This is a genomic window from Kitasatospora sp. NPDC001095 (genome assembly GCF_053598615.1).
The window spans coordinates 1-17,015 of sequence record NZ_JBSFKQ010000087.1 but is presented as its reverse complement, the minus strand read 5'-3'; the positions used below and the strand labels follow the sequence as shown (position 1 = coordinate 17,015).

Below are 17,015 nucleotides of genomic sequence, written 5' to 3'. Positions count from 1 at the left end.
CAACGCCACCACCCTCCACGCCACCCTCACCCCCACCACCCCCGACACCACCCACCTCACCATCACCGACCCCACCGGCACCCCCGTCCTCACCGTGGGCTCGTTGCACCTCCGGGCGGCCGACCTGACCCCGTCGGCCACCGCCGCCGACCCCGGCCTCGGCCTGTTCCGGGTCGACTGGCAGCCCGTCGCCACCCCGCCCGAGGCAGAGCGGGCCGTCACCCGTGCGGTGCTGGGCCAGGACGTGATCGGCGTCGTCGCGGCGCTCGGCGGGGACGTCCCGCTCCACGAGGACCTGGACGCGCTGCTCGCCGCCGGGCCCGTACCGGAGGAGGTGCTGTTCGCGGTCAGCCCCGGCCGGCCGCCGCGCGGCACGTACGTCCCGGTGGAGCTGGCCAGGGAGGCCCCGAGCCGAGTCCTGAAGGTCCTCCAGCAGTGGCTCGCGGACGAGCGGTTCAGCCGTTCGCGGCTGGTCGTGGTCACCCGCAACGCCGTCTCCACCCGCTACGACGAGACGATCCGGGACCAGAGCCTGGCGGTCTGGGGCCTGGTGCGCACGGCGGAGCGCGAGCACCCCGGGCGGTTCCTGTTGGTCGACGTGGACCGGGACGAGGCCTCGCACCGGGCACTGGGACAGGCGCTGACCGTCACCGGGGAGAACCAGCTCGCGCTGCGCCACGGCGCCGTGCTCGCCGCCCGGCTCGGCCGGGAGGCCCCCGGGGGCCGGCTGGCGGAGCCCGCCGGGTCGGCCAACTGGCGCCTCGGCTCAGCGAGTCGGGGCACCCTGGACCACCTGGCGCTGCTGCCCGCCGAGGACCCGGACGCCCCGCTCGGGCCGGGTGAGGTGCGGGTCGGCATCCGGGCGGTGGGCCTGAACTTCCGCGACGTCCTGATCGCGCTGGGCCAGTACCCCGGCGAGGCTCCGATCGCCAGCGAGGGTGCCGGCTACGTCCTGGCGACCGGGCCGGGGGTCGACGGGTTCGCTCCCGGCGACCGGGTGATGGGTCTGTTCGAGTCGGGCGCGGGCGGTCCGGTGGCGGTCACCGATCAGCGGCTGCTGACCGGGGTCCCCGGCAACTGGTCCTTCGCCCAGGCGGCCGGCGCACCGGTGGTGTTCCTCACGGCGCTGTACGCCCTGCACGACCTCGGTGACTACCGGGCCGGCCAGACCGTGCTCGTCCACTCGGCGGCGGGCGGCGTCGGCATGGCCGCGGCCCAGCTGGCCCGCGCCCGCGGCCTGGAGGTGTACGGCACCGCGAGCCCGGCCAAGTGGGACGCGCTGCGCTACCAGGGCTTCGACGACGCCCACCTGGCCAACTCCCGCACCCTGGAGTTCGAGCAGCGGATCCTGGACCTGACCGGGGGCCGCGGCGTGGACCTCGTGCTGGACGCGCTGGTGGGCGAGTTCGTGGACGCCTCGCTGCGGCTGCTGCCGCGCGGCGGCCGGTTCCTGGAGATGGGCAAGGCCGACATCCGCGACCCCGAGCAGGTCGCGCGGGAGTATCCCGGCGTGGTCTACCGGGCGTTCGACCTGATGGAGGCCGGTCCTGACCGGATCGCCGAGCTGCTCGCGGAGCTGTCCGCGGGCTTCGAGTCCGGTCAGCTGCTGCCGCTGCCCGTCGAGGCCTGGGACGTGCACCGGGCCGGTGACGCCTTCCGCCAGCTGCGCCAGTCTCGCCACGTCGGCAAGGTGGTGCTGACCCTGGCCAAGCCGCTGGACCGCGACGGCACGGTACTGATCACCGGTGGCACCGGCACGCTGGGCGGCCTGCTCGCCCGCCACCTGGTCACCGAGCACGGCGTCCGGCACCTGCTGCTCACCAGCCGCCGGGGCCCCGACGCCCCCGGCGCCGCCGAACTCGCCGCCGGTCTGTCGGCGTTGGGCGCCGAGGTGGAGATCGTCGCCGCCGACCCCGCCGACCGGGAGGCCGCCTTCGCCCTGGTCGGCTCGGTCGGGCCGGAGCACCCGCTGACCGCCGTGATCCACGCGGCCGGGGTGCTGGACGACGGCACCATCGAGTCGATGACCCCGGAGCGGCTGGACACGGTGGCCCGGCCCAAGCAGGACGCCGCCTGGCACCTCACCGACGCGGTACGGACCCTGGACCTGTCGGCCCTCGTGCTGTTCTCCTCCTTCGCCGGTGTGCTCGGCAACCCGGGTCAGTCCAACTACGCGGCCACCAACTCCTTCCTCGACGGCCTAGCGGCGTACCACCGCAGCAACGGCATCCCCGGCGTCTCGCTCGCCTGGGGCCTGTGGGGCGCCGAGGCCGGGGACGGCGCAGGAGGCGGCATGGCGGGCGCGTTGGACGGCGGGGCGCTGTCCCGGCTGGCCGCCGCCGGGTTCGCGCCGCTGGCCCCGGAGCAGGGCCTCGCCCTGTTCGACCAGGCGCTCGACCGCGACGAGCCGCTGCTCGTCCCGCTGCGGCTGGACCTCGCGGGGCTGCGCGCCCGCGCCGAGGACCGCTCGCTCGCGCCGCTGCTGCGCGGCCTGGTCCGTACCCCGCTCCGGCGGCCGGCGGCCACCGCGCGGGCGGCCGCGGGCGGCGGCGGTTCGCTGGCCGACCGGCTGCGCGAGGTGGACGAGGCCGAACGGGACCGGCTGCTGCTCACCCTGGTCCGGGCCGAGGCCGCGGCCGTGCTGGGCCACGGCGGCGCCGAGTCCGTCGGGCCCGAGCGGGCGTTCAAGGACCTCGGCTTCGACTCGCTGACCTCGGTGGAACTGCGCAACCGGATCAACAGCGCGACCGGGCTGCGGATGCCGTCCTCGCTGGTCTTCGACCACCCGACCCCGGCCGCCCTGGCGGGTCGGCTGCGCACCGAACTGCTGGACGAGGACGAGGCGGCGCCGGTGAAGGCCGTCGCGGTGCCGTCGGCCCCGGTCGAGGACGACCCGATCGCGATCGTGGGCATGGCCTGCCGCTTCGCCGGCGCGGTGACCTCGCCCGAGGAACTGTGGCGGCTGGTGGCCGAGGGCCGGGACGGGATCACCGACTTCCCGGAGAACCGCGGCTGGGACACCGAGGCGCTGTACGACCCGGACCCGCAGCGGACCGGCACCTCGTACACCCGTCGGGGCGCCTTCCTGACGGACGCCGACCGGTTCGACGCGGCCTTCTTCGGCATCAACCCGCGTGAGGCGACCGCGATGGACCCCCAGCAGCGGCTGCTGCTGGAGACCGCCTGGGAGGCCGTCGAGCGGGCGGGCATCGACCCGACCGCCCTGCGCGGCAGCGACACCGGGGTCTTCGCCGGCGTGGTCGCGGGCGACTACGTGACCAGGCTCGGGCACTCGCCGGAGAGCGTCGAGGGCTACCTGGCGACCGGGACGACGGCCAGCGTCGCCTCGGGCCGGATCGCCTACACCCTCGGCCTGGAGGGCCCGGCCGTGTCCGTGGACACCGCCTGCTCCTCCTCCCTGGTGGCGCTGCACCTGGCGGCGCAGTCCCTGCGGGCCGGCGAGTGCTCGCTCGCCCTGGCCGGCGGTGCGACCGTGCTCTCCGGCCCCACCAGCTTCGTGGAGTTCAGCCGCCAGCGCGCGCTGTCCCCCGACGGCGTGTGCAAGGCCTTCTCCGACGACGCGGACGGCACCGGCTGGGGTGAGGGCGCGGGCCTGCTCCTCCTGGAGCGCCTGTCCGACGCCCGCCGCAACGGCCACCCGGTGCTCGCCCTGATCCGCGGCACCGCCACCAACCAGGACGGCGCCAGCAACGGCCTGACCGCGCCGAACGGCCCCAGCCAGGAGCGGGTCATCCGCCAGGCCCTCGCCAACGCCCGGCTGACGGCCGACCAGGTGGACGCCGTCGAGGCCCACGGCACCGGCACCAAGCTCGGCGACCCCATCGAGGCGCAGGCCCTGCTGAACACCTACGGCCGCGCCCGCGATGCCGAACACCCGCTCTGGCTCGGTTCCCTGAAGACCAACGTCGGCCACACCATGGCGGCGGCGGGGGTCGGCGGCGTGATCAAGATGGTCATGGCGATGCGGCACGCGACCCTCCCCCGCACCCTGCACGTCAGCGAGCCCACCAGCCACGTCGACTGGTCCGACGGCACCGTCCGACTGCTCACCGAGGCGCAGCCCTGGCACCACGAGGGCGATCGGCCGCGCCGCGCCGCCGTCTCCTCCTTCGGCATCAGCGGCACCAACGCCCACGTCATCCTCGAACAGCCCGTCGGGGACCCGGAGCCGGCCACCGGGACGGCGGAGCTTCCGCTGCTGCTCTCGGCCCGCAGCGCCGAGGCGCTGCGCGAGCAGGCCGGGCGACTGACCGCCTTCCTGGCCGAGCAGCCCGAGGCGCGGAACGCCGCCGTCGCCCGCGCCCTCGCCGCCCGCACCCGCTTCGACCACCGCGCCGTCGTCCTCGGCCAGGACCGCGAGAGCCAGCTCGCCGGACTGCGGGCGCTCGCCGACGGAGTGGAGACCCCGGGGGTGGTCACCGGCAGCACGGTCGGCGACCAGCCGGGCCGGGCCGTGTTCGTCTTCCCCGGCCAGGGCAGCCAGTGGGCCGCGATGGGCCGCGAACTGCTCGACTCCGACCCGGAGTTCGCCCGCTACCTGGGCGAGTGCGCCGAGGCGCTGGCCCGGCACACCGACTGGGACCTGCTGGAGGTGCTCACCGAGGCGCCCGGCGCGCCGGGCCTGGACCGGGTGGACGTGGTGCAGCCCGCGCTGTTCGCCATGATGGTCTCGCTGGCCAAGCTGTGGCGCCACCACGGGGTGGAGCCGGCCGCCGTGATCGGCCACTCCCAGGGCGAGATCGCCGCCGCCCACCTCGCCGGCGCGCTGAGCCTGGCGGACGCCGCCAGGATCGCCGCGCTGCGCAGCCGGGCCATCACCCGGCTGGCCGGAACCGGCGGCATGCTGTCGGTGCAGGCACCGGCCGCGACCGTCGCCGAGCGGCTCGCCGAGCGACTCGGCAAGGGGCTCGGCAAGGGCGAGGACGCGCACGTCGCCGCCGTGAACGGCCCTGCGGCGACCGTGGTGTCCGGGGCGCCGGAGGCGCTGGCGGCGCTGCGGGACGCCTTCGAGGCCGATGGCGTCCGGGCCCGGCTGATCCCGGTGGACTACGCCTCGCACTCCCCTCACGTGGACACGCTGGAGGAGGAGCTGCGGACGCTGCTGGCCGCCACCGCGCCCACCGCGGGCGACATCCCGTTCTACTCGGCCGTCACCACCGAGCCGCTGGCGGGCACGGAGCTGGACGGTGCGTACTGGTTCCGCAACCTGCGCGAGCCGGTGCGCTTCGAGGAGACGGTGCGACGGCTGCTCGACCACGGGCACACCGCGTTCATCGAGGTCAGCCCGCACCCGGTGCTGACCACGGCGGTGCAGGAGACCATCGAGGCCGCGGGCGCGGCAGCCGTCGCGCTGGGCACCCTGCGGCGTGACCAGGGCGGCCCGGAGCGCTTCGCGCTCTCGCTCGCCGAGGCGCACGTCAGCGGCACCTCCCCCGCCGCCTGGGCACCCGCCGCGGCCGGTGCGGCCGTACCGGAGCTGCCGACCTACCCGTTCCAGCGGGAACGCCACTGGCTGGAGGCGACGCACACGGCGGTGGACGCCGACGGACTCGGCCTGGACCGGGCCGGGCACGCCCTGCTCGGCGCGAGCGTGCCGCTCGCGGACGGCGACCAGCTGGTGCTGACCGGCCGGATCTCCGTCCCGACCCACCCCTGGCTGGCCGACCACGCCGTCGAGGGCACGGTGCTGCTGCCCGGCACGGCCTTCGTCGACCTCGCGCTGCACGCGGCCGAGCTCGCCGACCCGGAGGCCGAGGTGCCCGCCGTGGAGGACCTGGTGCTGGAGGCGCCGCTGGTGCTCGCCGGACGGGACGCGGTGACCCTCCAGGTCAGCGTCGGCGCCCCGGAGGAGGGCGGCCGACGGCCCGTCGGGGTGCACTCCCGGACGGCCGGCGCCCCCGGCTGGACCCGGCACGCCGCCGGCTTCCTCGCCGCCGGCGACCCGACGGCCCCCGGCGGGTCGACGGCCCCCGGCGACCTGCCCTGGCCGCCGCCCGGAACCGCGGTCGACCTGTCCACGGCGTACGACGAACTGGCCGCGCAGGGCTACGCGTACGGACCGGTGTTCCAGGGTCTGACCGGCCTGTGGCGCGACGGCACCGACCTGTACGCCGAGGTGACCCTGCCCGAGGACACCGACGCCACCGGCCACACCGTGCATCCGGCGCTGCTGGACGCGGCGCTGCACGCGCTGGCGCTCGGAGCGCCGGACGGCGAGCAGGGGCCCCGGCTGCCGTTCTCCTTCGCCGGACTGCGGCTGTACGGGCGCGGCGCCACGGCGCTGCGGGTGCGGCTCGCCCGGGCCCAGGACGGCACGGTGGCGCTGAGCGCCGCCGACGCCTCGGGCGCCCCGGTGGCCGAGCTGGCGGCGCTGGCGCTGCGGCCGGTGACGGCCGAACAGCTCGCCGCGCTGCGAGCCGGCGCGGAGGGCGGCGCGCTGCCGCTGCACACGGTGGAGTGGACCGCACTGCCCGCCGGCCCCGCCGCGCCCGCCCCGGCGCCGGGCGCCTGGACGGTGCTCGGGGCCCCGGCCGTCGCCGACCTGCTCGGCGCCCCGGCCTTCACCGACCTGGCGGCGCTGCGCACGGCCGTCGAGGACGGCGCGACGCCGGTCCCCGAGGTGGTGGTGACCGCACTGCCGCCGCTGGCCGACTCCGGCCCGGAGGAGACCCGGGCCGCGCTCGGCGGGCTGCTCGCACTGCTGCGCAGCTGGCTGGACGACGAGCGCTTCGCCGCCTCGAGGCTGGTGCCGCTGGTGCCGGGCGGCGCCGTCGGGGACGCCGACGCGGCGACACCCGCGGCGGCCGCGCTGTGGGGCCTGCTGCGCACCGCGCGGACGGAGAACCCGGACCGGCTGGTGCTGGTGGACCTCGACCCGGCCGACGAGGCCGCCGTCCTGGCCCTGCCGACCGCCCTGGCCTCCGGCGAGTCCGAACTGGCCGTCCGGGCCGGCACGGTGTCCGTCCCCCGGCTGGCCGCCGCCCCGGCGCAGCCCGCCGGCCACCCGTGGGCGGGCGCGGCCGACGGCACCGTCCTGATCACCGGCGCGACCGGCACCCTCGGCGCCCTGGTGGCCCGCCACCTGGTCACCGAGCACGGCGTCCGGCACCTGCTGCTGACCGGCCGACGCGGCTCCGCCGCCCCCGGCGCCACGGAACTCGCCGAGGAGCTGGCCGAGTCGGGCGCCGAGGTGCGGATCGAGGCCTGCGACGCGTCCGACCGGGACGCCCTCGGCGCCCTGCTGGCCACCGTACCGGCCACCCGGCCGCTCACCGCGGTGGTGCACGCGGCCGGGGCGCTCGACGACGGCGTCCTGCAGTCGCTGACCCCGGAGCGGCTGGCCACCGTGCTGGCCGCGAAGGCCGACGCGGCCCGGCACCTGCACGAGCTGACCAGGGACGTGCCGCTGTCGGCGTTCGTCCTCTTCTCCTCGCTCGCCGGGGTCACCGGCGCCGCCGGCCAGGCCAACTACGCCGCCGCCAACGCCTACCTGGACGGCCTGGCCCGGCTGCGCCGCTCGCTGGGCCTGGCCGCCACCTCGGTGGCCTGGGGCCTGTGGGCGGACGCCAGCGGCCTGACCGGCCACCTGGACGCCCGGGAGCGGGACCGGATGGGCCGCACCGGCGTGGCACCGCTCTCGACGGAGGACGGCCTCGACCTGTTCGACCGGGCACTGCGCTCCACCGCACCCGCCCTGGTCGCGGCCAGGCTGGACACCGGGGCACTGCACCGCCAGGCGGCGGCGGGGCTGCTGCCCCCGCTGTTCGGCGGTCTCGTCCGGCGCACGGCGCGACGCGGCACCGTCCAGCCGGCCAGGTCGCTGGCCGAGCGGCTGGCGGCGGTGCCGCAGGCACAGCGGGAACGGCTGGTGCTCGACCTGGTCCGGGACACCGCCGCGCTGGTCCTCGGGCACGCGGACTCCTCGGCGGTCGACGACGAGCAGTCCTTCAAGGAACTGGGCTTCGACTCGCTGACGGCGGTGGAGTTCCGCAACCGGTTGAACGCGGCGACCGGCGTGCGGCTGCCCGCCACCGTGGTCTTCGACCACCCCTCGCCCGCGGCGCTGGCGGCCCGGCTGCTCACCGAGGCGGAGCCCGCCCGGTCCGCCGCCCCGGCACCGGAGTTCGGCGGATCGGCGCTGGCGGGGCTGGACGCGCTGGAGAAGCTCCTGGTGCGCACACCCGAGGAGGACCCGGCGACCCGGGCCGAGATCGGCCGCAGGCTGCGCGAGTTGCTGCGCGGCTGGGAGTCCGAGCAGCCCGGCGGCGCGGAGGCCGACGTGGCCTCGCGCATCCAGTCCGCCTCGGCCGCCGAGATCCTCGATCTGATCGACAGCGAGTTCCGCGGAAAGGGCGGATCGCGATGACCAAGGACCCGGCCCCTGCCACGACCCCGGCCCCGGCCCCTCTCACGACCCCGGAACGAACGACTGCGGAAGAGACGGCGAGCACACCGATGAGCAACGAGGAGAAGCTGGTCGACTACCTCAAGTGGGTCACCGCCGACCTGCACGAGACGCGACAACGGCTCGCAGAACTGGAGGCGGCCGCCCAGGAGCCGGTCGCGATCGTCGGCATCGGCTGCCGCTATCCGGGCGGCATCCGCGGCCCCGAGGACCTCTGGCGGGTCGTCGACTCCGGCACCGACGTCATCGGGGACTTCCCCGACGGGCGGGGCTGGGACGTCGACACGCTGTACGACGCCGACCCGGACCGGCCCGGCACCTCGTACACCCGCCACGGCGCCTTCCTCCCGGACGCCGCCGAGTTCGACGCCGGCTTCTTCGGACTGAGCCCGCGCGAGGCACTGGCCACCGACCCGCAGCACCGGCTGCTGCTGGAGACCGCATGGGAGGCCTTCGAGCACGCCGGGCTGGACCCGCACACCCTGCGGGGCAGCCGGACCGGGGTGTTCGCGGGCCTGATGTACAGCGACTACGCGGCCCGGCTTCCGTACATCCCCGAGGAGTTGGAGGGGTTCATCGGCAACGGCACGGCGCCGTCGGTGGCCACCGGTCGGATCTCGTACACCTTCGGCTTCGAGGGCCCGGCGGTCACCGTGGACACCGCCTGCTCCTCCTCACTGGTGGCGCTGCACCTGGCGGTGCAGTCGCTGCGGCAGGGCGAGTGCTCGCTCGCCCTGGCCGGGGGCGCCACGGTGCTGACCACACCGGGCCTGTTCACCGAGTTCAGCCGCCAGCGGGGGCTGTCCGCCGACGGCCGCTGCAAGTCCTTCGCGGCCGCCGCGGACGGGACGGGCTTCGGCGAAGGCGTGGCGCTGCTCGTGCTGGAGCGGCTGTCCGACGCCCGCCGCAACGGCCACCGGGTGCTGGCGGTGGTCCGCGGCAGCGCCGTCAACCAGGACGGCGCCAGCAACGGCCTCACCGCGCCCAACGGCCCGGCCCAGGAGGCGGTGATCCGCCAGGCGCTGGCCAACGCCCGCCTCGACCCGCAGGACGTGGACGCGGTCGAGGGGCACGGCACCGGCACCACGCTGGGCGACCCGATCGAGGCCCAGGCGCTGGTCAACACCTACGGCCGTGAGCGCGACCCGGGACGACCGCTGTGGCTGGGCGCCCTCAAGTCGAACATCGGGCACACCCAGGCCGCGGCCGGGGTGGCGGGCATCATCAAGGTGGTGATGGCGCTCCGGAACGGACGCCTGCCGCAGACCCTGCACGTGGACGAGCCGAGTCCGCACGTCGACTGGAACGGTGGGGTGCGGCTGCTGACCGAGCCGCGGCCCTGGCCGGCGGCCGAGCGCCCGCGCCGCGCCGCGGTGTCCTCCTTCGGGATCAGCGGCACCAACGCGCACGTGATCGTGGAGGAGGCGCCGGCCGTCGAGTCCGCACCGGCGCGAGCGGCGGAGGCCGCCGGTGCGCGTTTCCCGCTGGTGCCGTGGGTGCTGTCCGGACAGGGCCGCCCCGCCCTCGCCGGGCAGGCCGCCCGGCTGCTCGACCACCTGCGCGCGCACCCCTCGTACGAGCCCGCCGAGGTGGCCCGGGCCCTGACCGCCCGCAGCGCGTTCAAGGACCGCGCGGTGGTGGTCGGCGAGGACCGCGAGGAACTGCTGCGCGGCCTGGAGACCCTCGCCGCCGGTGGCGCGGCGGCGTCGGTGGTCACCGGACGGGCGGACCGCGGGGCCCGGACGGCGTTCCTGTTCACCGGCCAGGGCAGCCAGCGGCTCGGCATGGGCCGGGAACTGTACGGCAGCCACCCCGAGTTCACCGCCGCCTTCGACGAGGTGTGCGCGCTGTTCGACCGACGGCTGGAACGACCGCTGCGCGAGGTGGTGTTCGCCGCGCCCCGCACCCCGGAGGCGGAGCTGCTGAACTCCACCCGCTACGCGCAGGCGGCGCTGTTCGCGTTGGAGACCTCGCTGTACCGGGTGCTGGAACACCACGGCCTGGTCCCGGACTTCGTGCTCGGGCACTCGCTCGGCGAGGTGGCCGCGGCCCACGCGGCCGGGGTGCTGGGCCTGGCGGACGCGGTGACCCTGGTCGACGAGCGTTCCCGGCTGATGCAGTCGGCCCGCTCGGACGGCACGATGCTGTCGGTGCAGGCCTCCGAGGAGGAGGTCCGCGCGTTCCTGGACGCGGACGGCGGCGCACGCTTCGCCGGGCGGCTGGAGATCGCGGCGGTCAACGGCCCGCAGGCGGTGGTGCTCTCCGGTGACGCCGATGCCGCCGCCGAGGCCCTGGCGCACTGGCGCGGCAACGGCCGCAAGACCAAGCGGCTGCGGGTCAGCCACGCCTTCCACTCCCCGCACATGGACGGCATCCTGGCGGAGTTCGGCCGCGCGATCGCGGGCCTGTCGTTCCGACCGCCGACGATCCCCCTGGTGTCCAACCTGACCGGACGACCGGGCACCGCGGAGGAGTTGGGCAGCCCCGAGTACTGGGTGCGGCAGGTGCGCGGGGCGGTCCGCTTCCACGCGGGCGTCCAGCACCTGGCCGGGCAGGGCGTGCGGATCCTGCTGGAGCTCGGACCGGACGGGGTGCTGTCGGCGATGGCCGGGCAGAGCCTGCCCGCCGAACCACTGGTCCTCACCCCGGTGCTGCGCGCCGACCGCCCGGAGGGGCGGACCCTGCTGGCCGCGCTCGGCCTCGCCTGGGCCCACGGCCGGCCGGTGGACTGGCACCGCCCCGTCCCCACGGACGGCACCGGCGCGCTGCCGCTGCCGACCTACGCCTTCCAGCGCCGCAGCTACTGGCTGCACGGCCCCGCCCGGCACGCCGACCCGGCCTCCGGGCGGGCCGCCTCGACCCCGGCGCGGGACGGTTCCCCCCTCCTCCCCGAGGCCCTCGGGGAGGACGTCGACGCCCCCGGGGGGACCGTCCTGCGCCGGCAACTCGCCGCCCTGGAGGCCGACGCGGAGCGCGAGACGCTGCTGCTCGACCTGGTGCGGGGCTCGGCCGCCTCGGTGCTGGGCCACGAGTCGGTCGAGGAGATCGCGGCCGACGTCTCCTTCCTGGACGCCGGATTCACCTCCTTCACCGGCCTGGAGCTGCGCAACCTGCTCTGCGCGGCGACCGGCCTGGACCTGCCCGCGGTGATCGCCTTCGAGCACCCGACCCCGGCCGGCCTGGCGAAGCGGCTGCTCACCGAGCTGACCGAGGGGGCGTCCGCCGCCGGGGAGGACGGGTCGGCCGACGGGTAGCACGGGCTAGAATCCGGGGAAAGGCCCCGGTACGGTGCTGCCCCCGCGACCGGCGGGGGCAGCACCACGCCCAGTACGGCTAGGAGAAGGTGGCACCATGCGCGCAGACGCCCGCCGCAACTACGAGCGACTCCTCGCGGAGGCCAAGTCGGCCTTCGAGCAGCACGGCACCCAGGCCTCGCTGGACGACATCGCCCGCCAGGCCGGCCTGGGCAACGCGACCCTCTACCGCCACTTCCCCACCCGGGAGAGCCTGCTGGAGACGATGCTGCGGGACAGCCTCAAGGAACTCGGCGACACCGCCGAGGAACTGATGACCACCGAGTCCCCGGGCGAGGCGCTCGCCACCTGGGTGCGCGCGGCGGTCGCGCACGCCACCCTCTACCGCGGCCTGGTCACCATGCTGATGGACAGTCTCAAGGACGAGTCCTCCGACCTCAACAGCGCGTGTACCGCGATGCAGTCCTCCGGCCGCCACCTGCTCGAACGCGCCCACCTCGCCGGTGAGGTCCGCCAGGACGTCACCGCCCACGGCCTCTTCACCCTGATCGCCTCCGCCGCCTGGGCCCGCGAGCACGCCCCCGAGGAGAGCGACCAGGTCCTCACCGTCCTCATCGACGGCCTCCGACCCCGCCCCTGAGCCGCCCCCTCCCGCGGGACACCCCGGCCCGCGCTGTTCCGGGCGGTCGCCCGCGCCCGCTCCCACGGCATCCGGTGGGCGGCGGTGCCGTGTCGGTGCGGTACGCCGTGCGCGATCCGCTCGGGGAGCTCCCCGCGACTCATGCCACCCCGCCTCCTCGGGTCGCTCCGCCACCCAGCGCCCGGCCGGTGCGGACACCCCCCGGTCGGCCTCGGTGACCGCCTCTACGGCGCTGCCGGGCCCCGTCGGCCGGCCACCCCCCGGAATCACCGGGCCACTCGCCGCCGCACGGCACTCCCCGGTCGGAGGCCCCACCGACGCCGCACGGCACTCCCCGGTCGGAGGCCCCACCGACGCCGTGCGGCTTCCGGCGCACACCCGCACGGAAGCGCCGCGCCTGGTTACGCTGCGTGACTCCGCCGAGAGGTCGACCTCCGGTTGACAGGCCTCTCGCACCCACGGCACGGTCGACGTGAAGCGCTTGGTCCGCACGACGGGCGCGCTCTACGCCTTCACCCCCTCGATCAGCACGCTGCGCCTGCTCGCCGAGGGCAAGGACCTCCCCAACAAGCCGGTCGGCTCCTGACCCCCGAGCCGCTCCGAGGAGACACCATGGAGAACCCCGTCATCACAGGGGCCGCCGACGAAAGCGCCCGCCGGCGGACCTGCCTTCAGCTGGCGCGCGAACTGCTGCTGGTCGGTCCGGACGACAAGGACCTGAAGCTGCGCTACCTCGACGTCCTGATCAAGGACGGCATCCCGAAGACGGACGAGCCCAAGGACGTGCTGATCGTCGGCGCGGGCATCGCCGGCCTGGTAGCCGGAAAGCTGCTCAAGGACGCCGGACACAACGTCACCATCCTGGAGGCCAACGCCAACCGGGTGGGCGGGCGGATCAAGACCTTCCGTTCCACCGACGACGAGGAGGACGGCCCGTTCTACGACCCACGGCAGTACGCCGAGGCCGGGGCGATGCGGCTGCCCAGCTTCCACCCGCTCACCCTGGCCCTGGTCGACAGCCTCGGCCTGCAGCGGCAGCTGTTCTTCAACGTCGACGTCGATCCGGACACCGGCAACCCGAACGCGCCCGTGCCGCCGGTGGTCTACGAGTCCTTCGAACCCGGGAAGGTGTGGACGTACGGCACGGACAGCCCGGACTTCCGCGAACCGGCCAAACGCTTCAACTCGTGGATCCGCGCCAACCGGATCCAGGCGCGGCGCAGCGAGTACACCGCCGACCCGAGCTGCGTCAACGAGGGCTTCCACCTCACCGGCGACGAGGTGCGGATCACCGCCGCCGACATGGTCAACCAGGCACTCGAGCCGGTCCGCGACTACTACTCGGTGATCAAGGACGGCACGCGTGAGAACAAGCCGTTCGCCGAGTGGCTGGACGGCTGGGCCCGGGTGATCCACGACTTCGACGGCTACTCGATGGGCCGCTTCCTGCGCGAGTACGCGGGCTTCAGCGACGAGGCCATCGAGGCGATCGGCACGATCGAGAACATGACCTCGCGGCTGCACCTGTCCTTCTTCCACACCTTCCTGGGCCGCAGCGACATCAATCCCCAGGCCACCTACTGGGAGATCGAGGGCGGCAGCTGGAACCTGCCCCACGCGCTCGCCGAGGAGCTCCGAAGGGAGCTGCGGATGGGCGAGCGGATGATCCGGATGGAGTACTGGGACACGCGCCGGGACGGCGGGGGCGCCCGGAGCGTCGGCCCGAACGGGCCGCAGGTCGCCGTCATGACCGTTCCCGAGCACGACCCGGAGGCCGAACCCACCGTCTGGACGGGCGACTTCGCGATCGTGACGGTCCCGTTCTCCGCCCTGCGGTTCGTCCAGGTGACGCCCCCGTTCTCGTACAAGAAGCGCCGGGCGATCATCGAAACCCACTACGACCAGGCCACCAAGGTGCTGCTGGAGTTCTCCCGCCGCTGGTGGGAGTTCACCGAGGCGGACTGGAAGGTCGAGCTCGACTCCATCGCACCCGGCCTGTACGAGTACTACCAGCGGGCCGGCGAGGAGGACGCCGAGGCGGCCGTGGCCGCCGCCCACAACGGCCACCGGCCCCCGCGCAACCTGCCGGAGGTGCTGCTCGGCGCGCACCCGAGCGTGGACGAGCGCCGGATCAGCCAGGGCCAGCGGGAGCTCTACCGGCACACCCCGCTGCTCCGGGCGAGCGTGCGCCCGGCCACCAACTGCTTCGGCGGCGGCTCGACCACCGACAACCCGAACCGCTTCATGTACTACCCCTCGCACCCGGTGCCCGGCAGCGACGGCGGCGGCGTGGTGCTGGCCGGCTACAGCTGGTCGGACGACGCGGTGCGCTGGGACTCCATGGAGGACGACGAGCGGTACGTCTACGCGCTGCGCAACCTCCAGTCGGTGCACGGCCGGCGGATCGAGGTGTTCTACACCGGCTACGGGAAGACCCAGAGCTGGCTGCGCGACCCGTACGCGTTCGGCGAGGCGGCGGTGTACACCCCGCACCAGATGACCAGTTTCCACCTCGACGCGGTCAAGCCGGAAGGCCCGGTGCACTTCGCCGGAGAGCACGTCTCGCTCAAGCACGCCTGGATCGAGGGCGCGGTGGAGACCGCCGTGCGGGCGGCCATCGCCGTCCACGAGGCGCCACCGCCACCGCCCCCGGCGGAACCGGAGATCCGGCCCGAGGTGCGGGTCCGTGGCGAGCGTCGACAGGAGGCGATCAGCAGATGAGCGGCGAGCACGACTGGACGGTGGCCCGCTACCTGGCCACCAGGCTGGAGCAGTTGGGCATCCAGTACCTGTTCGGGGTGCCGGGCGACTTCCTCGGCCCGTTCCTGACGATCATGCAGTCCACCACCGAGGTGCGCTGGATCGGCACCCCGACCGAGATGGGCGGCGGCTACGCCGCGGACGCGTACGCCCGGGTGCGGGCCGCCGACGCCGACCCGGACAAGAACGAGGTCGGCGTCGGCGCGGTCGCGGTGACCTACGGGGTGGGCGCGTTCAGCCTGCTCAACACCATCGGCGGCGCGTACGTCGAGGACGTGCCGCTGATCGCGATCAACGCGGCGCCCTCGTACGAGCAGTGGCTCAACCAGCAGGCGGTCGGCCTGCTCACCTCGCACATGAGCCCGCGCCGGGAGAGCAACCTGGACGTCTACCGGCAGGTCACGGTGGACGCGCAGGTGCTCTCCAACCCGGGGCTCGCGCCCTGGCAGATCGACAGCGCGATCACCGCGTGCCTGACCGAGCGCAAGCCCGTCTACCTGGAGGTGATGGAGGACCTCTGGCACGCGCCGTGCGAGCCGCCGCGGGGTGAACTCCGGGCTCACGAGCGGGTACCCACCAAGCGGAACGAGGAGATGCTGGCCAAGGCGGTCGAAGCGGCGGTGGAGCTGATCGGGAAGTTCGGCACGCCGATCGTCTGGGCCGGCGAGGAACTCGTCCGCCAGCGGCTGGAGGCCGAGCTGTTGGAGTTCGTGCAGACCACCCGGATGCAGTTCTGCACCACGGTCGGCGCGAAGTCCGTGGTCTCCGAACGGCATCCCCTGTTCGCCGGCGTCTACAACGGCAAGGCGAGCCTGCCGGAGATCCGGGACACCTTCAAGAACGCCGGGTGCCGGATCGGCCTGGGGACCTGGTCCACGTCCAAGAACCTCGGCGGCGAGCAGTCGATCGGCGACGACTGGATCGTGGCGGCCCGCGGCGGTGTCAGCGTCGGCGCCACGTACTTCCCCGAGGTCCAACTCGGCCGGTTCATCTCGGCGTTGCGCAACGCGCTGCAGGGACAGACCTTCCCGGCCGACCACTTCGCGCTGGCCCACGCGGCGGGCCTGGACGTCCCGGCCAGCACGGCCGAGTTCCTGGAGTCGCTGAGCACCGACCGATACCCGGAGGAGCTGACGTACGACAGCTTCTTCGAGCACGTCAACCACTTCCTGGAGCACCAGGCCACCGGTGGGGACCCGCAGGCCCCCTCGCCGTTCACGGTGGTCTCGGACGCGGCGTTCGCGCTGATCGGTTCGATGAACCTGCGGATCACCGAGCGGGCCGGCTTCCTGGCGCAGAACAGCTGGCTGTCCATCGGCTACTCGGTCGGCGCGGCCACCGGCGTGGCGCTGGGCCGGCAGAAGCCGCTGAAGCGGCCGCTGGTGTTCGTCGGGGACGGCTCGTTCCAGGAGATCTGCCAGGAGCTGTCCACCCATGTGCGCCACCACCTGCGGCCGGTGGTCTTCGTACTGGACAACGAGGGCTTCTACGGCATCGAGCAGATGCTGGTCAGCCCCTGCTACTACAAGGACAAGCCGTCCGACGGCGCCGACTTCTACAACGTGCTCCACCCGTGGCGGTACGAGAAGCTGGCCGAGGTCTTCGGCACGGACAAGGACCGGATGCACGGGTACGAGCTCACCACCCACACCGAGCTCGAATCGCTCCTGCTGGACATCGTCGACCCCGGCAACGACATCAACCACGCGCCGATCCTGGCCCGCGTCCGGCTCAGCCGGCACGACTACCCGAGGGCGCTCCAGTACAAGATCGACGAGAAGTGCCAGTAGGCCCCCTCGTCCGCCGGGACCGGGAGCCGGCCGCACCCGAGGTGTCGGGCAGCCCGAACGCCGCCTGACCACCCAGTCCTCGGCCATGGCCCACCCCACATTCGCACGGTCGTTCGTCGGCGGCCCATGCTCACCGAGGCCTCGCC

The 17,015-nt window shown here is 74.6% G+C and carries 5 protein-coding genes; all 5 read left to right on the top strand.

From position 1 onward, the window contains the following. The first annotated feature begins 103 nt into the window (after positions 1-103). The 5 genes from ACWDBB_RS35335 to ACWDBB_RS35315 all read left to right on the top strand — a co-directional run bounded on the left by ACWDBB_RS35335 (position 104) and on the right by ACWDBB_RS35315 (position 16,869). Positions 104-8,386, top strand: a complete 8,283-nt coding sequence (locus tag ACWDBB_RS35335) for an SDR family NAD(P)-dependent oxidoreductase (RefSeq protein ID WP_449793504.1) — start codon at positions 104-106, stop codon at positions 8,384-8,386. 89 nt (positions 8,387-8,475) lie between these two features. Then, positions 8,476-11,679: a type I polyketide synthase gene (locus ACWDBB_RS35330; protein WP_449793503.1), complete on the top strand. Its 3,204-nt coding sequence runs from the start codon at positions 8,476-8,478 to the stop codon at positions 11,677-11,679. 97 nt (positions 11,680-11,776) lie between these two features. Continuing rightward, positions 11,777-12,319, top strand: coding sequence for a TetR/AcrR family transcriptional regulator (locus ACWDBB_RS35325; protein WP_449793502.1), 543 nt, complete (start codon positions 11,777-11,779; stop codon positions 12,317-12,319). Positions 12,320-12,931: 612 nt separating this feature from the next. Next, on the top strand, positions 12,932-15,040 hold the full coding sequence (locus ACWDBB_RS35320; RefSeq protein ID WP_449793501.1) for a flavin monoamine oxidase family protein: 2,109 nt from the start codon (positions 12,932-12,934) through the stop codon (positions 15,038-15,040). Beyond that, positions 15,037-16,869 carry an alpha-keto acid decarboxylase family protein gene (locus tag ACWDBB_RS35315; protein WP_449793500.1) on the top strand — a complete coding sequence of 611 codons (1,833 nt, stop codon included), beginning with the start codon at positions 15,037-15,039 and terminating at the stop codon, positions 16,867-16,869. Before ACWDBB_RS35320 ends, ACWDBB_RS35315 begins: the two co-directional genes overlap by 4 nt. The last annotated feature ends 146 nt before the right edge of the window (positions 16,870-17,015 follow it).